16 protein-coding genes and 1 pseudogene are annotated in these 17,787 nt (G+C 71.5%); 12 read left to right on the top strand and 5 right to left on the bottom strand.

Annotated features, from left to right (window positions below; translation table 11 throughout):
* The first annotated feature begins 19 nt into the window (after positions 1-19).
* The 7 genes from ABD932_RS39675 to paaE all read left to right on the top strand — a co-directional run bounded on the left by ABD932_RS39675 (position 20) and on the right by paaE (position 6,413).
* Positions 20-1,567, top strand: a complete 1,548-nt coding sequence (locus ABD932_RS39675) for a DUF6519 domain-containing protein (protein WP_345020797.1) — start codon at positions 20-22, stop codon at positions 1,565-1,567.
* Entirely contained in the window at positions 1,567-2,454 is an 888-nt protein-coding gene (locus tag ABD932_RS39670) for a peptidoglycan-binding protein (RefSeq protein WP_345020795.1), read from the top strand. The genes ABD932_RS39675 and ABD932_RS39670 overlap by 1 nt, the downstream gene beginning before the upstream one ends.
* Positions 2,455-2,598: 144 nt before the next feature.
* Positions 2,599-3,576 carry a 1,2-phenylacetyl-CoA epoxidase subunit PaaA gene (gene paaA / locus ABD932_RS39665; RefSeq protein ID WP_345020793.1) on the top strand — a complete coding sequence of 326 codons (978 nt, stop codon included), beginning with the start codon at positions 2,599-2,601 and terminating at the stop codon, positions 3,574-3,576.
* Entirely contained in the window at positions 3,573-3,866 is a 294-nt protein-coding gene (gene paaB / locus ABD932_RS39660; RefSeq protein ID WP_328429416.1) for a 1,2-phenylacetyl-CoA epoxidase subunit PaaB, read from the top strand. The genes paaA and paaB overlap by 4 nt, the downstream gene beginning before the upstream one ends.
* 10 nt (positions 3,867-3,876) lie before the next feature.
* The gene (paaC, locus tag ABD932_RS39655; protein WP_345020789.1) at positions 3,877-4,704 is read left to right on the top strand and encodes a 1,2-phenylacetyl-CoA epoxidase subunit PaaC; all 828 of its coding nucleotides are present in this window, start codon (positions 3,877-3,879) and stop codon (positions 4,702-4,704) included.
* On the top strand, positions 4,698-5,210 hold the full coding sequence (gene paaD, locus ABD932_RS39650) for a 1,2-phenylacetyl-CoA epoxidase subunit PaaD (protein ID WP_250081293.1): 513 nt from the start codon (positions 4,698-4,700) through the stop codon (positions 5,208-5,210). The genes paaC and paaD overlap by 7 nt, the downstream gene beginning before the upstream one ends.
* The gene (gene paaE, locus ABD932_RS39645) at positions 5,211-6,413 is read left to right on the top strand and encodes a 1,2-phenylacetyl-CoA epoxidase subunit PaaE (protein WP_345020788.1); all 1,203 of its coding nucleotides are present in this window, start codon (positions 5,211-5,213) and stop codon (positions 6,411-6,413) included.
* A 102-nt stretch (positions 6,414-6,515) separates the two neighbouring features.
* Here paaE and ABD932_RS39640 read toward each other — a convergent pair whose 3' ends face one another.
* Positions 6,516-8,681 (bottom strand): TerD family protein, encoded by a 2,166-nt coding sequence (locus tag ABD932_RS39640; RefSeq protein ID WP_345020787.1) that lies wholly within the window; start codon positions 8,679-8,681, stop codon positions 6,516-6,518.
* Positions 8,682-8,848: 167 nt separating this feature from the next.
* Between ABD932_RS39640 and ABD932_RS39635 the strand changes: the two genes are divergently transcribed.
* Positions 8,849-9,802 (top strand): Dyp-type peroxidase, encoded by a 954-nt coding sequence (locus ABD932_RS39635; protein WP_345020785.1) that lies wholly within the window; start codon positions 8,849-8,851, stop codon positions 9,800-9,802.
* A gap of 72 nt (positions 9,803-9,874) precedes the next feature.
* Here the strand turns inward: ABD932_RS39635 and ABD932_RS39630 are convergent, their stop codons facing one another.
* Entirely contained in the window at positions 9,875-10,255 is a 381-nt protein-coding gene (locus ABD932_RS39630; protein WP_345020784.1) for a DUF5997 family protein, read from the bottom strand.
* Between the two features lie 58 nt (positions 10,256-10,313).
* Here ABD932_RS39630 and ABD932_RS39625 point away from each other — a divergent pair, with 58 nt between their 5' ends.
* Positions 10,314-11,099, top strand: a complete 786-nt coding sequence (locus ABD932_RS39625) for a LysR family substrate-binding domain-containing protein (RefSeq protein WP_345020782.1) — start codon at positions 10,314-10,316, stop codon at positions 11,097-11,099.
* Positions 11,100-11,163: 64 nt separating this feature from the next.
* Here the strand turns inward: ABD932_RS39625 and ABD932_RS39620 are convergent, their stop codons facing one another.
* The 3 genes from ABD932_RS39620 to ABD932_RS39610 all read right to left on the bottom strand — a co-directional run bounded on the left by ABD932_RS39620 (position 11,164) and on the right by ABD932_RS39610 (position 15,303).
* Positions 11,164-14,004, bottom strand: coding sequence for a beta-L-arabinofuranosidase domain-containing protein (locus tag ABD932_RS39620; RefSeq protein ID WP_345020780.1), 2,841 nt, complete (start codon positions 14,002-14,004; stop codon positions 11,164-11,166).
* 119 nt (positions 14,005-14,123) lie between these two features.
* Positions 14,124-14,804: an HAD family hydrolase gene (locus ABD932_RS39615; RefSeq protein WP_345020778.1), complete on the bottom strand. Its 681-nt coding sequence runs from the start codon at positions 14,802-14,804 to the stop codon at positions 14,124-14,126.
* Positions 14,805-14,823: 19 nt separating this feature from the next.
* The gene (locus ABD932_RS39610) at positions 14,824-15,303 is read right to left on the bottom strand and encodes an Lrp/AsnC family transcriptional regulator (protein WP_126389169.1); all 480 of its coding nucleotides are present in this window, start codon (positions 15,301-15,303) and stop codon (positions 14,824-14,826) included.
* Between the two features lie 194 nt (positions 15,304-15,497).
* On the opposite strand from ABD932_RS39610, the gene ABD932_RS39605 reads away from it, so the two are divergent.
* The 3 genes and pseudogenes from ABD932_RS39605 to ABD932_RS39595 all read left to right on the top strand — a co-directional run.
* Complete coding sequence (locus tag ABD932_RS39605; protein WP_345020776.1) at positions 15,498-17,000, top strand: FUSC family protein; 1,503 nt, start codon at positions 15,498-15,500, stop codon at positions 16,998-17,000.
* Between the two features lie 76 nt (positions 17,001-17,076).
* On the top strand, positions 17,077-17,556 hold the full coding sequence (locus ABD932_RS39600; RefSeq protein WP_345020774.1) for a MarR family winged helix-turn-helix transcriptional regulator: 480 nt from the start codon (positions 17,077-17,079) through the stop codon (positions 17,554-17,556).
* Positions 17,557-17,588: 32 nt separating this feature from the next.
* Positions 17,589-17,675, top strand: a pseudogene (locus ABD932_RS39595) (LysR family transcriptional regulator); the annotation flags it as partial.
* Between the last annotated feature and the right edge of the window lie 112 nt (positions 17,676-17,787).

Here is a 17,787-nt window from a genome sequence, read left to right as displayed (position 1 = left end):
AACCAGGGGGACTCCCTTCATGCACGCTGACCTCTCCCGCCTCACGTTCCGCCCGCAGCGGCGCTACTCGGCGGTCATCGCCCAGCAGGGGCGCGTCCAGCTCGACGCCGACATCAACGAGCAGACCGCGATCCAGCTCCACCAGGCCCGCACCCTCGCCGCCGACCTGATCGGACGGCACGGCGGGCCGCGCGACGCCGCGGGCTTCAAGATCGACTACGTGGGCGGCAAGCACGACATCGACACGCTCCACATCAACGGCGGCCGCTACTACGTCGACGGCATCCTGCTGGACGCGACCCGCCCGGCGCCCGGCGTGCCGGTCCCGGACGAGGACGCCGAGGAGCAGGAGACCGCCGCCCCGCCGGCGTACTGGACCTACTGGGACCAGCCCGACGGCTTCCGTGACCCGGAGAAGCCCGGCGACCGGCTGCCCTCGCCCGCCACGACGCCGTTCGTGGTCTATCTGAAGGTGTGGGAGCGCGCCGTCTCCGCCGCCGAGGACCCGGCCCTGCGCGAGGTCGCCCTCGGCGCCGCGATGCCGGACACCGCGGCCCGCGTGAAGGTCGTGTGGCAGGTGCTCCCGCTGTCGCTGGCCGCGCTGGAGATCGAGGACGGCAACCCGTCCAAGGAGGTCGTGCGGGCCGCCTTCGACAAGTGGGCGCTGAAGCAGGCCGCGACCGGCGCGCGCCTCGCCGCCCGCAGCGAGCGGCCCGACCACGCCGACGAGGACCCCTGCCTGGTCAAGCCGGACGCCCGCTACCGCGGCCAGGAGAACCAGCTGTACCGCGTCGAGGTGCACGCCGGCGGCGAGGCGAAGGACGCCACCTTCAAGTGGTCCCGCGAGAACGGCTCCGTGGTCTTCCCGGTCGACGAACTCGACGGCACCTGGGTGCAGTTGGCGTCGCTCGGGTACGACGACAAGCTGGACCTGGACGTCGGCGACCACGTGGAGCTCGTCGACACCGCGTACGCCTCCCGCCTCGAGCCCCTGCCCCTGCTCCGGGTCGAGGAGCTGGACCTGCCGGGCCGCCGGGTCCGCCTGTCCGCCGAGCCGGACCAGGCCGTCGGACGGCTGCCCCACCTCAACCCGTTCCTGCGCCGCTGGGACCACCACGAGGGACCGAAGCGCAAGGGCCGTACGACCGCTCTGAAGGGCGGCGCCGTGCCCGTCGCCGAGGGGGAGTGGCTGACGCTGGAGGACGGCGTCGAGGTGTACTTCGCCAAGGGCGCCACCTACCGCACCGGCGATCACTGGATCATCCCGGCCCGCACCGCCACCGGCAGCGTGGAGTGGCCCACGGACGCGGCGCGCCGCCCGCTGCTCCAGGGCCCGGCCGGTATCGTCCGCGGCTTCGCGCCGCTGGCCCTGGTCAAGGGCGAGGGCAGCACCGTCGACCTGCGCCTCGCCTTCAACCCGCTGGCGAGCAGCGTCCAGGCCGCGGACGAGGCGTCGCTCGCGGCGGAGGAACAGGCGCGCCGCGAGGAGCAGTTGGCGGAGGACCCGTCGGGCGGGCGGTCGCAGACCACGGCGGATGCGGAGGCGGCGGTGGAGGGAGACGAGTAATGGCCAAGCCCCTGAGCGCGTCAAAGATGGTGGAGATACTGCGTGCGGAGGGCCTCACGGTCCACGAGGTCCGCAAGTGGCGCACCCACAACCGCAACAGCAAGGGCCCCTGGGGCCCGGTGAACGGCGTGATGATCCACCACACCGTCACCAAGGGCACCGAGTCCTCGGTCGACATCTGCTACAACGGCTACTCCGGCCTGCCGGGCCCGCTGTGCCACGGCGTCATCGACAAGAAAGGCGAGATCCACCTCGTCGGCAACGGCCGGGCCAACCACGCCGGCCTCGGTGACAGCGACGTCTTGCGCGCCGTGATCAACGAGTCCAGGCTGCCGCACGACAACGAGGCCGACACCGACGGCAACGCGCACTTCTACGGCTTCGAGTGCATCAACCTCGGCGACGGCAAGGACCCCTGGCCCGAGGCGCAGAAGGAGGCCATCGAGAAGGTCTCGGCCGCGATCTGCCGCCACCACGGCTGGACCGAGCGCTCGGTCATCGGCCACAAGGAGTGGCAGCCGGGCAAGACGGACCCGCGCGGCTTCACGATGGACGGGATGCGGGGGCGCATTGCGCAGCGGCTGAAGGGCGGCGGGGGAGGGGATCCGACTCCGGACCCGAAGCCCGCGCCCAAGCCGAAGTACGAGCCCTTCCCCGGCAGCGGCTTCTTCCACATCGGTCAGAAGTCCCCGATCATCACGGCCATGGGGCGCCGCCTGGTCGCCGAGGGCTGCGGTCGCTACGAGGAGGGTCCCAGCCCCGAGTGGACCGAGGCCGACCGCCGCTCCTACGCCGCCTGGCAGCAGAAGCTGCACTTCAGGGGCAAGGACGCGGACGGGATTCCCGGCAAGGTCAGCTGGGACAAGCTGAAGGTGCCCAACGTGTGACGGTTTCTCCCGGTCGCTGAAACGGCCCAGGTACCCCTCGGGGGTGTCCTGGGCCGTCTTCATGCACGTCAAAGGTCTTGCCCAGCCATCGGAAACACGTCACACTGGAACCGAACGAATGGTCGGTTGGGAAGCTGGTTATCGATGACGACTTCACACTCCGCCGAGGCGCCCCCACCGGGGCACCTGCAGGAGCACTTCGATGCGACGATCTCGCGCGACCAGCGCATCGAGCCCCGCGACTGGATGCCGGACGGCTACCGCAAGACGCTCGTCCGCCAGATCGCACAGCACGCCCACTCGGAGATCATCGGCATGCAGCCCGAGGGCGAGTGGATCACCAAGGCACCGTCCCTGCGCCGCAAGGCGATCCTCTTCGCCAAGGTGCAGGACGAGGCCGGACACGGGCTGTACCTGTACTCGGCGGCGGAGACCCTGGGCGCCGACCGTGCGGACCTGACCGACCGGCTGATCGAGGGGCGCCAGAAGTACTCGTCGATCTTCAACTACCCGACCATGAGCTTCGCCGACGTCGGTGTGATCGGTTGGTTCGTGGACGGCGCCGCGATCTGCAACCAGGTGCCGCTGTGCCGCAGCTCGTACGGGCCGTACGCGCGCGCGATGGTGCGGATCTGCAAGGAGGAGTCGTTCCACCAGCGGCAGGGCTACGAACTGCTGATGACGATGATGCGCGGCACCGAGGCCCAGCGCGATATGGTGCAGGACGCCGTGAACCGCTGGTGGTGGCCCTCTCTGATGATGTTCGGCCCGCCGGACGACTCCTCGCCCAACTCCGCGCAGTCCATGGCCTGGAAGATCAAGCGGCACAGCAACGACGAGCTGCGTCAGCGCTTCGTCGACATGACCGTCCCGCAGGCCGAGAAGCTCGGCGTCACCCTGCCCGACCCCGAACTGCGGTGGAACGCCGAGCGCGGTCACCACGACTTCGGCACCCCCGACTGGGACGAGTTGATGCGGGTCATCAAGGGCGGCGGGCCGTGCAACGACCAGCGGATGCAGCGGCGCAGGAGCGCTCACGAGGAGGGCGCCTGGGTGCGGGAGGCGGCCACCGCCCACGCGGCCAAGCAGGCGGCCCGTGCGGAGAAGGGAGCGGTGGCATGAGCGCCGACAAGCAGGGATGGCCGCTGTACGAGGTGTTCGTGCGCGGCAAGCGCGGACTCAACCACGTCCACGTGGGCTCGCTGCACGCCGCCGACGACCGGATGGCGCTCACCCACGCGCGCGACCTGTACACGCGGCGCAACGAGGGCGTGTCCATCTGGGTGGTGCGGTCCGAGCACATCACCGCCTCGACCCGCGACGAGAAGGACCCGTTCTTCGAGCCCAGCGCCGACAAGGTCTACCGTCACCCGACGTTCTACGACATCCCCGACGACGTCCCCCACATCTGAAGGAGAGGGCATGAGCGACGACCACGTCTACATGACCCTCGCCGAGGGACACGAGGACGACACCCGCTGGGCCTACGGCACCGGCTTCGAGGACCCGCTGCACGGCGTCGACACCACCGTGCCCGACGGTATCGACGCCGGCGAACTGGCCGCCCTGTGCGTGGCGTTGGCCGACGACGCCCTGGTCTCGGCACAGCGCCTGGGCGAGTGGGTCACCCGCGCCCCCGAGCTGGAGGAGGAGGTGGCGCTCGCCAACATCGGCCTCGACCTGCTCGGCCAGGCCCGCCTGCTCTACTCCCGCGCCGGCCAGGTCGACGGCACCGGCCGCGACGAGGACGCCTACGCCTACTTCCGGGACGCCGGCGACTTCCGCAACGTACGCCTGGCGGAACTGCCGAATGCCGACTTCGCGTTCTCGATCGCGCGGCTGCTGGTGCTCTCCAGCTGGCGTCTCGCGCACTTCGAACGGCTGGCGGCGCACCCGGACCCGGTGCTCGCGGCCATCGCCGCGAAGGGCGTCAAGGAGCTGGCCTACCACCGGCAGTACGCCGCCGAGTGGGCGGTGCGCCTGGGCGACGGCACGCAGGAGTCGCACCGGCGGATGCGCCGGGCCCAGGAGCAAGTCGCCCCGTACCTCGGCGAGTTGTTCACGGCCTACGACGCACGGGACGAGGTCGTCGCCGTCCTGCGCCAGGTCACCGAGGCCGCCGGACTGCCCATGCCGGTGTACCGGCCATTCCCCGGCTCCGGCCGCGACGGCGAGCACACCGAGCATCTCGCCCCGCTGCTGGCCGAGTTGCAGGGCGTGGCCCGCGCTCACCCGGAGGCGACATGGTGACCACCCTGCTCGACGCGCGGCGCGCCCGGCATGTCGCCGAACAGGTGCCGGACCCCGAGCTGCCCATGCTCACCCTGGCCGACCTCGGCGTCCTGCGCGGCGTCGAACTGACCGAGGACGGCACGGTGGTCGCCCGCCTCACCCCGACCTACTCGGGCTGCCCGGCCATGGCCGAGATGCGGGCCGATGTCGCGGCGCGGCTGCGTGACGCGGGGTACGCGCGCGTGGAGATCCGTACGGTGCTCGACCCGCCGTGGACCAGCGACTGGATCACCCCGGCCGGCCGCCGCAAGCTCGCCGAGCACGGCATCGCCCCGCCCGGGCCGGCACCGCGCGGCGCCGGCCCCGTCCCGCTCGTGCTGTCACCCACCCGGCACGCGGTGACCTGCCCGCGCTGCGGCTCGGCGGACACCGAGGAGACCTCCCGTTTCGCCGCCACGTCCTGCAAGGCGCTGTGGCGCTGCCGCGCCTGCCGCGAGCCGTTCGAGTACGTCAAGGAGATCTGAATGGAAGGCCTGAGGGAAGGACCGGCGGCCCAGGCCGAACCGACGCCCGACGCCCGCATCGCACCGGACCCGGACGCGGTTACCCCCGCCCCGGCTTCCGGCACCGAAGCAGCCCCGGCTGTACGCCCGCGTGCGCGCCGCCGCCGCCCCGGTTTCCACGCCCTGCGCGTCGCCGCCGTACAGCCCCTGTGCGCGGATGCCGTCGCCGTCGGCTTCGACATCCCGGCGGAGCTGGCCGAGGAGTTCGCCTTCACGCCGGGCCAGTCGCTGACGCTGCGGCGCGAGGTCGAGGGGCGGGACGAGCGGCGGTCGTACTCGATCTGCTCGCCGGCCGGGTCGAGTCCGCGCATCGGCGTCCGGGTCGTGCCTGGCGGCCTGTTCTCGTCCTGGCTCGTCAACGACGTACGCCCCGGCGACACCGTCGAGGTCATGGCACCCACCGGCGCCTTCACCCCCGACCTCACCACGCCCGGCCATCACGTACTGATCGCGGCGGGCTCCGGTATCACGCCCATGATGTCCATCGCCGAGTCCGTCCTGGCCGCCGACGCCCGCTCGACGGTCACCCTCTTCTACGGCAACCGACGCAGCGACACCGTGATGTTCGCCGACGACCTCGCGGACCTGAAGGACCTCTACCCGACCCGGTTCCAGCTCGCCCACGTGCTCTCCCGCGAACCCCGCGAGGCCGAGGTGCTGTCCGGCCGTATCGACGCCGACCGGCTCGCGACGCTCGTCGACGCCCTGGTCGACGTGACGGCCGCCGATCACTGGTGGCTGTGCGGCCCGCACGGCATGGTCCGGGACGCGCAGGGAGTGCTGGAGGCACTCGGGGTCCCGCCGGAGAGGGTGCACCAGGAGCTGTTCTACGCCGACGACGAGCCCGTACGGGAGGTGTACCACGAGGAGGCCGGCCCGCAAGGGCCCGTCAGCCAGGTCACCATCACCCTCGACGGCCGCTCCACCACGGCCGCCCTGCCGAGGGAGCGGACCATCCTCGACGGCGCCCAACGCACCCGCCCCGACCTGCCGTTCGCCTGCAAGGGCGGCGTCTGCGGCACCTGCCGGGCGCTGGTCACCGACGGCAAGGCGGACATGCGGCGCAACTTCGCGCTGGAGGCGGCCGAGGTGGACGCCGGCTACGTCCTGACCTGTCAGTCGTACCCGGTGTCCGAGACGCTGACGGTGGACTACGACAGCTGAGCCGGCTGAGGAAGCTTGAGTGGCGAGGAAAGCGAAGGGACTAGATTCAAGGAGGTTGAGAAGGAAGCCCCTTCATGGCCTCGCCACGACGAACGCTAGCACTCAGGCGGGGATCAGGTCGCGCAGATTTTCGGGAGTGAGGATCCGCGACTCGGGGTGCAGCCCGTCCGGGCGCTGCAGACCGATGAAGGTGACCGGGCCGTCCGGGACCTTCTCGCCGTCCCACAGGGTCGTCGTCGCGGCGTCCATCAAACCCGTCAGATAGCGCACCGTCAGCTGCTCGCGCTCCACGATGCCGCGCAGGAGCGTCGCCACCGACACCTGGTTGCCCTCGACCCGGTTGGCCGCCGGGCTGCCCTTGAGATACAGGTGCAGCCACTTGGCACGCCACTGCCCGTCCTCCCCGCGCCAGAACGCCAGCGGCAGCGCCACCCGGCCGGGACCGCGCAGCTCCGACTTCATCCGCACGGTACGCGCCTCGAACGGACGCCCCTGCTGCTCACCCTCGCGCAGCATGAACCCGAAGAACGACTCCTCGACCTCCTCGAAGCCCTCGCCGGAGAAGAGGTTGACCTGCGGCACGATGAACGTCCCCCGCACGGCGCCCAGCCGCAGGTTGATGAACTCCGAGGCGCCCTCGGGCGCTTCGGTGATGTCGCCGGAGTGCTCTCCGTCGACGTCGGTGAGGTTGGTGTACGACAGCCAGGAGACGGTCCGGTAGTCGTCGTCCAGCATCAGCGCCGACAGGTCGTAGTCGGTGTCGCGGCTCTTCTGCTTCCAGTACACGAAGAAGCGCAGCAGCTCGCCGTCGATCGTCGACAAGGAGCCGCGCGGCAGCACGCCGAGACCGGACGAGACCGCCTTGCCGCTGAGCGGGAGCGCGACGTCGAGCACGGCCGGGTCGAGCAGGAGATGACCCGGAGCCGGCAGACGGCGCCGCAGCTCCGCGTCGAGCATGGTGGTCAGGCGCAGCCGAAAGGACGGCAGGACCGCCTGACGGGTGTCCTCGGTGACCCAGGCACGGCCGAGGCGGTTGACGAACACACGGCGCTCGCCGGTCTCCTTCGCCCGGTTGTGGAGGTGCTCACGCACCGACAGCAGCACCCGTCCGGCGACCTGCGGGGCGACCTCCTCGGCGGCGGCCACGACCGCGAACCGCTCCTCCTGCGTGAGCGCCATGCGCAGCAGCCGGTCCAGGGCGCGGAACAGCTTGCCCGGCGCAGACTTGAGAAGCTTCACCGCGCCGGTGACGTCATGCGCCTCGAGCAGCTCCTCGACCAGGCTGTCGAAGGAACGCGCCTTCTTCTCGCCACGGGCGACCGCGAACACGTCGGCGGCGTGCGGCCACTGCGGGTACTCGTGCGGATGCAGCCGCTCGCCCAGCCGCTTGAACTCCTCCCGGTACGCGGGGACGTCCGCGAGCTTGGCGGGCGCGTCGGCGACCACCGAGTCGAGGCCCGCCAGCAGAGCACGGCGCACCGGCCGGGTCAGCCCCCGGAACCGGGTCGGCTCCAGCAGGGTCACGTCACCGCCCGACACCGCGCAGGCCAGCCGCAGCACATCGGTGACCGTGTCCAGCAGCAGCTCCGAACCGGCCCGCAGCCGGGCCCGGTTGATCACGGCACGGTTCTCCCGGACCGGGATCTCCGCGGGCTGCGGACCGCCCACACATGCCTCGGCGAGCACCTCCAGATCCCGCAGGGCGTCCTCGCCGAGCGGGGTGGTGCTGCCCGCCAACGCCAGGTAGAGGGCGGTGACTTCGGCGTCTGCGTCGCCGCCCGCGTGCAGCACCGTCATACGGTCGCCCGCCGCCGCGATCAGCTCCTCGTGGTGGCCGAGCATCTCGGCGTACGAGTGCTGGTAGCGGCCGTACGACGGCAGGGTGAGCAGGTCGACGACACCGTCGCTCAACTGCTCCAGCACGCTCTGGCGCGTCGCGTCGTCGGCGAGCGCCTCGGCGATGCAGTGCGTCCAGAAGTCATAGGTGTCCGGCACGTTGGCCGGGAAGTCGATGAAGTACACGTTGTGCCGCACATGGTCGCCGACCATCTCGCGGACGGTGCCCAGCGTCCGTACGGCGGTGTCGACGACCGTTCCCTCGGACAGCCCCGACAGACGGGTCAGCAGCTCCCCCGAGAGCTTGAAGCCCACGGACATCAACGCGGCGTCGAACTGCCGTGCCGCGACCGCGCCTTCCCCGGCGGGTCCCGCGGGGGAGGGGAGGCGGTGGGCATGCCGGACGACCAGGGGTTCGAGACGGTGGACCATGCCGGGATGGTCCCAGACTCATACGCCTGTTCGCATGCGGGTTTCCCGCCTCGGAGCCCGGTCTTCCTCACCCGTCGCACTCGCCGGATGTGCGGAATTCGGCGGGTATCGTACGCCGTTCGGCCGGGCATCGTTAGGTGGCGGGGTTTGAGGGTGAGAGGGGAACCATGCCGTCGTCGTCGATACGGTGGGCCGGAGCACAGCCACAAGCAATGCTCAGTCCGCCGGCGCCCGTTGCCGTCTTCCTGGTGGTCACGATCAAACCCGGCCGGGAGCCCGAGGCGCTCGATCTGCTCGCCGGGCTCGCGGGACTCGTGCGGGCCGTCGGGTTCCCGAGCCCCGACGGCGGCCTGTGCTGCGTCGCCGGTGTGGGGTCAGCGGCGTGGGACCGGCTCTTCGGCGGCCCGCGCCCCGCGGAGCTGCATCCGTTCCAGGAACTGGAGGGGTCCCGGCACCGCGCCGTCGCGACCCCGGGCGACCTGCTGTTCCACATCCGCGCCACCCGCACGGACCTGTGCTTCGCCCTGGCCGCGGAGATCATGAAGCGGCTGCGCGACGCGGTCACCGTCCAGGACGAGGTCCAGGCCTTCGCCTACTTCGACTCGCGCAACGTCCTCGGCTTCGTCGACGGCACGGAGAACCCGGTGGGCCAGGCGGCGGCCGAGGCGGCGATCGTCGGTGACGAGGATCCCGCGTTCACCGGCGGAAGCTACGCGATCGTCCAGAAGTACCTGCACGACGTCGACGCCTGGGAGGCCCTGGCGGTCGAGGCCCAGGAGAAGGTGATCGGCCGCTCCAAGCTGACCAACATCGAACTCGACGTACCCGGCTCCCACATCGACGTGAACACGGTCACCGGCCCGGACGGGGAGGAGTTGGAGGTACTGCGCGGCGCCATGCCGTTCGGCCGGCCGGGGCACGGCGAGTTCGGCACGTACTTCATCGCCTACGCCCGTACGCCCGAGATACCGGAGGCCATGCTCCGGAAGATGTTCCTGGGCGGCCCGGAATCCGGCCCCGATCCGATCCTGGACTACTCCCAGGCCGTCACCGGAACCCTGTTCTTCATCCCCTCGGTGACCTTCCTGGAGGCGATTCCGGAACGCTCTGTGACGGACTGAACCGTCCGGCGGTGAGGCGGGTCGCGAGGGCGGCTCGCCTCACCGCCGGCGACGGCTACGACTAGGGAGAGGTCAGGAGCGCTCGGCGTCCCGCGCCTTCAGACGGGCCGCCTCCTTGCGGACCTCGGCCTGAGTGGCGCGCTCCTTCTGCAGCCACTCGGGCTGCTCCTGCTTCAGCGCCTCGATCTGCTCGGTGGTGAGGGCCTCGGTGACGCCGCCGCGGGCGAGCCCCGCGATGGAGACGCCCAGCTTCTGCGCGACGACCGGGCGGGGGTGCGGGCCGTTGCGCCGCAGGTCCTGCAGCCACTGGGGCGGCTCCGCCTGGAGAGCGTTCAGCTCGGCGCGCGTGACGACACCCTCCCGGAACTCGGCGGGGGTGGCTTCGAGGTACACACCCAGCTTCTTCGCCGCGGTCGCGGGCTTCATGGACTGGGTGCTTTGGTGCGACGTCATGGTCCCCAGGGTATCGACTGGGTGAACGGTCGCCGACCACGGCCGGTAACCTGGCCAGGTGACAGGCTCGGAAGTACCCCCCTCGTTTCGGCTCGCATACGTCCCGGGCGTGACCCCCGCGAAGTGGGTGCGGATCTGGGAGGAGCGCTTCCCGGACGTCCCCCTCGCCCTGCACTCGGTGACCGCCGCCGAGGCGCCGGACGTGCTCCGCGCGGGCGACGCCGACGCGGGCTTCGTACGGCTGCCGGTCGACCGTACGGTCCTCAGCGCGATCCCCCTCTACACCGAGACGACGGTCGTCGTCGTCCCGAAGGACCACGTCATCGCCGCCGTGGACGAGGTGACCGTCGAGGAGCTGGCCGACGAGGTCGTCTTCCACCCCCTCGACGACGTCCTCGACTGGGAGCGGCCGCCGGGGGAGCCCGCCTTCGAGCGCCCGGCGACCACCGCTGACGCCGTCGAGCTCGTCGCGGCGAACGTCGGCCTGCTCGTCGTGCCCCAGTCACTGGCCCGTCTCCACCACCGCAAGGACCTCACCTACCGCCCCCTCGTGGACGGCCCCCAGTCGAGCGTCGCCCTGTCCTGGCCCGAGGACGCCACCACCGACCAGGTCGAGGACTTCATCGGCGTCGTCCGCGGCCGCACGGTCAACAGCACCCGGGGCCGTACGACGTCCCAGGCCCCGGCCGCCAAGGAGCAGCCGAAGCGCAAGCGCCCCGAGGGCGGCGGCAGCGCACGGCGGCAGCCCGGAGCCGGCGGCCGGAGCGGGCGCGCGGGCTCCGGCGGAGCCAAGGGCACGAAGGGCACCAAGGGCACCCGGCGCGGCAAGCCCCGCAACCGCTGAGACCGGCAGGGCCCCGGATGCGCTCCCGGGGCCCTTGGACGGCTGGACGGCTGACGGCGGCGGCTCAGGGGGCGTACGTGGCCTGCTCCGCCGTACGTACGACCGTCGCCCCGTTGGCCTGGCTCAGCAGGCCCGCGGTCACCCACGCGTTCACGGTGGACCGCACACGCGTGACCAGCGCGCCCTTGCCGGCGAACGGAGCCCCGGCCCAGATCTCGTCCAGCAGCGTGGTGCCGTCGGACTTCGCGGGGTTGGCGACGCCGGAGTCGGTGGTGCCGAAGACCACCCGGGGTTCGGAGCGCCGGAAGTAGGCGTGGGTCGGGTCCTCGGTGCCCTCGAGGAAGGGGGCGAACTCGGTGCCGTTCAGGGTGTAGTGGAGCGGTTTGCCGGTCACGGGGGTGAGTGACGGCAGCAGGTCGCCGGAGAGACCGGCGTTGCGGTAGAGGCCCAGCTGGAGGTAGTCGGTGGAGGAGTTGCGGCCGACCAGGTTGATCGGGCCGTAGAGGAGGGTCTGCAGGGACGGGTCGTCGAGGGCCTTCTCGACGCGGAGCCGGAACGGCAGGGTGACGCGCACGGTGTCGCCGCTGCGCCAGGTACGGGACACGGTGAAGTAGCTGCCCGCGGTCGGAGTGCCGCTGACCGCGCTGCCGTTGACGGTCACCTTGAAGCCGCCGGTCGCCCAGGACGGCACGCGCAGCTTCAGCTCGAAAGCCGCGCTGCCCCCGCCGATGGTGAGGGTGGAGCCCTGCTCCCTGGGGAAGTCCGTCGTCTGCGTGACCGTGACGCCCTTCTCGGACCAGGTGAGGGTCGAGGGGCTGTAGAGGTTCACGTACAGGGCGGAGTTGTCGGCCTTCTTGAAGTAGACCGAGTCCTGGTACTTGGTGGAGCTCTCCATGCCGGTGCCCTCGCAGCAGGTCGTCCCCTGCTTGGGCGTGTAGTCGCGCACGTGCCCGGGCTTCAGGCCGATGAAGTAGGTGACCAGCGGCTTCTCCGCGTCGGCCTTGTCCTGCTTGGAGCCGAGCACCTGGTTGTAGAGGGCCCGCTCGTAATAGTCCATGTACTTCGGATCCTGGTCGTGGAAGAACAGCATCCGGCTCAGCTTGAGCAGGTTGTGCGCACAGCACGTCTCGGCGTTGGTGTCGCTGATCGTGCCGGCGATGACCCCGCGGGCCTTCCAGAACTCGGCCGTGCTCGTCCCGCCTATGCCGTACATGCGGGGCGGGACGACCATGCCCCAGAAGTTCTTCGCGGCGGTCAGGTAGCGGGACTCGCCGGTCGCGTCGTACAGCCGGACGTAACCGGTGAAGATCGGGATGTGCTGGTTGGCGTGCAGGCCGTCCAGGATGTCGGTGTTCGCGGCGCAGGCGTCGATGAGCCGGTCGAGGTCGAACAGCTTGGCCAGGGCGAGGTGTTCGGCCTTGCCGGTGATCGCGTGCAGGTCGACGATCGTCTCGACGATGCCGCCGAACTCGCCGCTGGAGAAGATGCCCCACATCCGCTGGAGGGTGGCGTCGGGCAGCTTGGACAGCCGCGAGTACATCCAGTCGCACATGCCGGACGCCAGGTCGAGGGCGCGGGCGTCGTCGGTGGCGAGGTGGGCGTCCAGCAGGCCCTTGAGGATCTTGTGCGCGGTGTAGTACGGCGCCCACACCTTGGTGTAGTCGCCGCTGGTCATCGACTCCAGCTCGATGAACTGGGTCTCCGGGTACGCGGCGAGGAACCCGGGGTGGCTCGGCCCGCCCCAGGTGCGGCGCAGGGTGGCGGTCAGCCCGCGGCCGGAGGCGTCCGCGAAGGTGCCGCCGGCGGTCTCGAAGAAGTCGTACGACGCCAGGTTGCCCCGGCCGGCCGACGTCGCCGAGGCCCGGTTGCTCTGCAGCGCCGTGATCTCGGCGGCGGTCAGCGCCCGCGACCAGACGTTGAACTCGTCGAAGGCGCCCGCGAACACCGGGTCGCCGGAGAAGTTGGAGCGGCCGAGCCAGTTGTTCGCCAGGGTGCCCAGCGCCGCCGGGTTGAGCGACATCGACGTGTTCGTGGCGACGGCCGTGCCGTTGACGTAGAGCGTGCCGGTGCCGGCGCCGATCGTCACCGCCAGGTGGCTCCACTGGTTCAGCGGCAGCGCGGCGGTGCCGTTGAGGCCCTGCTCGGCGCCGGGCCCGTTGGTGGTGACGGCGAACCGCGGGACGCCGCTCGCGTTGCGCCCGACCAGGTACATGTACCGGGTGTTGTTGTTGCCGAAGTCGAAGACGCGAGCCCAGTTGGCGTTGTGGGTGGGCTTCACCCAGGCCGACAGGGTGATCGCGGAGGCGCCGCCGAGCACGGCGGACGGCAGGTCGACGTACTGGTACGAGCCGCGCACGTTCTCCTGGGCGGTGCCGAACTTCCCGGTGACGCTGAGCATGCGCGGATCGCGGCGCAACGCCTCGCGCACGTCGTTCAGCGCCCCCACCATGGTCCCGATCCTGTCCGCGTACACCTGGTCCCCGGTGCTCGCGTACGCCTGCGCCAGCATGCTCAGGAAGTGGCCGGTGTAGTGACCGCGGAGGTTGCCGTTGGCCTCGCCGTCCAGCCCCTCCCAGCCGCCCGGTGCGACCGCGCCGCCCGTGGCGAGCCCGGCGTTGGCGCGGAAGACCTGGAGCAGCCGGTTCACGTCGTAGCCGCGGCCGTGGTCGAGCATCAGTTGGCGCTTGGTGGCGAAGATGCCCGGCCTGAGCGCCACGTCGTCGAGGGCGAACGGCTGGACGGTCCAGGCGGCCGGGGCGGCGGCAGCGGCTGCGGCGGTGACAGCGGCCTGCGGCGCCTCGACGGCGGCCGAGGCCCGGCCTGTTGCGGCGAGCGAGACCGCCGGGGTCGCCGCCGCGAGCGCCGCGGCTCGCAGAAGGGATCGTCTGGAGAGGGGCGATGCCATGTGGACTCCTCCACGCGGGGGGACATCCGTTCGGTATTACGAACGGCGTGCGGATGGTCGACCAGACGATAGGGATGGGGCGAGTAGGGGTCAATGGGTCTGGAGCGTTTTAATTCCGGTCAGTTCAGGAGCCAGTCGTACGCCGCGCGCGCCGTGAACTCTCCCTGACCGCCCCGCAGTAGGAGATCGGCCGTCGCGAACTCCGGGGCATCGGCCTGTGCGGCCACGTACGGGATCGCGATGCACCGCATCCCGGCGGCGTGGGCCGCGGCGGCGCCGGGGGCCGCGTCCTCCAGGACCACGCAGTCGCCCGGTGCGACGCCCAGTCGGCGGGCCGCCTCCAGGAAGACGTCGGGAGCGGGCTTGCCGCGGTCGACCTCGTCGGCCGAGACGACGGTGCGCAGATGGGTGTCCAGGCCCGTGCCGGCCAGGATCGCCGTGATGGCCTCGGGCGACGAGCCCGACGCCACGGCCATCGGGACACCCTCGCTCGCCAGCAGTTCCACGAACTCGCGCATCTGCGGGTACGCGCGCGTGGAGGTGCGGGCGAGTTCCAGATAGCGACGGTTCTTGGCGGCTAGCAGCTCGTCGACGGAGGCCCGCAGACCGTACTCCCGCTTCCAGAGCGTGACCGTCTCCAGCGTGCTGATGCCGACGTACCGCTCGTGATCCGCCCACGTGAAGCCGGGAACCCCGTGCTCGGCCAGGATGTCGCGGCCCGCCTCGAAGTAGTGGGGCTCGCTGTCCACGAGTGTTCCGTCGAGATCGAAGATGACCGAAGTACCGCCGAGACCGCTCATGGCCCCAGCATGTCAAAGGTCATCTCCGGGCCGCCGCCCGCCCGATCGACTCCACCAGCGGCAGGAGCCGGTGCGGGACGCGCTCGCGCAGGGCCACCTCGGAGCGGGTGCGGACCACGCCGGGCAGGCTGATCAGCTTCTGGATCACGTCCTCCAGGTGGGCGTTGTCGCGGGCCACCACGCGGGTCAGCAGATCCCCGCCGCCCGTGATCGAGAAGGCCTCGACGATCTCCGGTACGGCGGCCAGTGCGTCGCCCACGTCGTCGAGGTGGCCCTGGGTGACCTCGATGTGCACGAAGGCCAGCACCGGATGGCCGAGGGCGGCGGGGGAGAGGGTGGGCCCCGTGCCGGTGACCACGCCGTCCCGCTCCAGCCGGTCGAGCCTCGCCTGCAGCGTGCCGCGCGCGACGCCGAGGATGCGGGCGTACTCACGGACGCTGGTGCGGGGCTGCTCCAGGAGCAGCCGCAGGATGCGGGTGTCGAGCTCGTCCACGGCCATGGGGTCCGGCCCTTCCTCGCTTGTGGTCCGTTGGCTCGCTGATGGACGTGCCGGGACCGGTATGTCTGTGCCAATGGCCCAGCATATTGGGTGGCACTTGAGCCAGTCTCCCCGGTGATGCTGCAATGGACCGGTCGATGGCGCTGCGGACCCCGCGGCGCCTTTTTCATGCCGGTGCGAAGGGGCGGAGAGTAGTGCTGAAGAGGGTGTTCGCGGCGCCGGACCCGGGGCGGGCGCGGCTGCGCTTCGCCATGCGGGCCGTCCTCGGCATCGGGCTCGCGGTCGTCGTCTGCGGGGTGGCCGGACACTCCCTCGTCGGCGCCGTCACCGGCGGGCTCGCCGCGCTGCTCGCCCTGTTCACCGTCACCGACGCCACGGTCCGCGGCCAGGCGCTCACCACCGCGCTGCTGCCCCTCGTCGGCCTCCCCGTCCTCGCGGCGGCGGCCGAGCTGCACGACCACCCGGTCGCCCGCGACCTCACCTTCCTCGCCGTCATCGGCGCCGGTGTGTACGCCCGCCGTTGGGGGCCGCGCGGGCACAGCCTCGGCGTGTTCGCGTTCATGACCTTCTTCGTGGCGCAGTTCCTCCAGGCGACCCCGGGGCAGCTCCCCGAGCTCTACGCCGCCGTCCTGCTGTCCCTGCTCACCGCGTCGGCGGTGCGCTTCGGGCTGTGGTGCTACGAGCGCCGGATGCCCCCGGCCCCCGTGCCCGCACCGCCGGGCGGCAGCGGACTGGCCCGCGTGACCACGCGCCAGGCGATCCAGGCCACCGCCGGCGCGGGCTTCGCCCTGGTCGTGGGCCAGCTGGTGTCCGGGCAGCGCTGGTACTGGGCCGTCGGCGCCACCTGGTGGATCTTCGTCAACACCACCTCGCGCGGCGAGACCCTGGTCCGCGGCTTCCGCAGGGTCCTCGGCACGGTGATCGGCATCGGCCTCGGCCTGCTGGTCGCCGTCCCGCTGAACGGCGCGGGAATCCCGACGGCCGTGCTCCTAGCCGTCTGCGTCTTCGGCATCTTCTACACCGCCGCCGTCTCCTACACCTGGATGATGCTCTGCGTCACGGTGCTCGCCGAGCTCCTCTACGGCCTCCTGGGCGTCCTCGATCCCGCCCTGCTGGCGCTGCGGCTCGCCGAGACCGGCGTCGGGGCGGTCGGCGCCGTGCTGGCCGTGCTGTTCGTCCTGCCGGTCACCACGCACACCGTCACCGACGCCTGGATCCAGCGCGCCCTGCGCTGCGTCCACGCGGCCACCGCCGAGGCCGCCGCCCGCCTCGCCGGTGACGAGAGTGCCGACCCGGCCTCGCGGGTGGCCGAACTGGAGCAGCTGCTGGCTCGGGTACGGCTCTCGGTCGCCCCGCTGGTGCACCCGCTGAACCCGGTGCCGGCCCGCAAGCGGCGCGCTCGACAGGTCCTGGCCCTGCTCGACGACTGCGCCCGCGAGATCCGCGGCCTGGTCGCCGTCGCCGCCGACCCGGAGGCCTCGCACGACGCCCGGCTGGCCGCCGCGTGCTGGCGTGTGGAAGCCGCGGTCGAGGCGCTCACCGGCGGCACTGACGTCACCGCCCCGACCACGCAGCCAGCCGCGTCGGACCCCGCGCTGGCCCACCTGCACGGGCTCGAGCGGGCGCTGGCCGAACTGGCCCAGCCGCTGCGCACGCCGTCCGGTTCCGGTTCACGGCTCGTGGCGCAGCAGCCGTAGGGCTTCCGCCTTCCCGCAGGCCATTTGGTTTCAGTCGATACCGTATCGATCGAGTGGGCGGCGGTACGGTGACCTCATGACCGCCGACGTCCCCGCCCCTGCCGCGCGTGCCACCGGCCGTCCCGGTGGCGCCTCGCCGTTCGCTCTCGGGCTGCTGCTGCGCCGTGCGCACTGGCGCGCGGCCGCGGTGATGAGCGAGGCGCTCCGGCCGCTGGGTGTCGAGCTGCGGCATTTCGCCGTGCTGATCGTGCTGGTCGACCAGGGGCCCACGGTGCAGCGGGACCTGGCGGCGGCGACCGGGTCGGACAAGGCCGGGATCATGCGGGTCGTGGACGACCTGGAACGCAAAGGGCTGGCCGTCCGCAAGGCCGTCCCGGGGGACCGGCGGGCGCGGTCGGTGGAGATCACGCCCCAAGGGCTCGAACTCTTCGACGCGGCTCATGCGGCGGCGGAACCGCTGGCCGAGGGGCTGGTCGCCGGACTGGCGCCCGGTGAGCCCGAGCAGTTGATGGATCTGCTGACCCGGTTCGCCCATTCCGGAGACGGCGAGGCGTGAGCGAGCCCGCGCGGTGGCTCGCGCCACATTCGTTCATGGGGTTCATCGACGCCGTCATGCCCTGGACCGCCGCCGGCGACACCGTCCGGCTGCCCGCCACGCCGATCCAGCCGATCGCTTTATCGGCCATCCGGAGGGTGGATCAGCCGCATCGCCGGGTAACTCCGCGCCATCGGACGTCACGGACCCCGCGAGCCGCGCGGGAGCGGCCCGCGGGGGAGCCCGGTGTGA

This window comes from Streptomyces shaanxiensis (assembly GCF_039537145.1).
GTDB lineage: Bacteria > Actinomycetota > Actinomycetes > Streptomycetales > Streptomycetaceae > Streptomyces > Streptomyces shaanxiensis.
The sequence above is the reverse complement of the archived record's forward strand: the minus strand, read 5'-3'. Positions and strand labels throughout refer to the sequence as shown.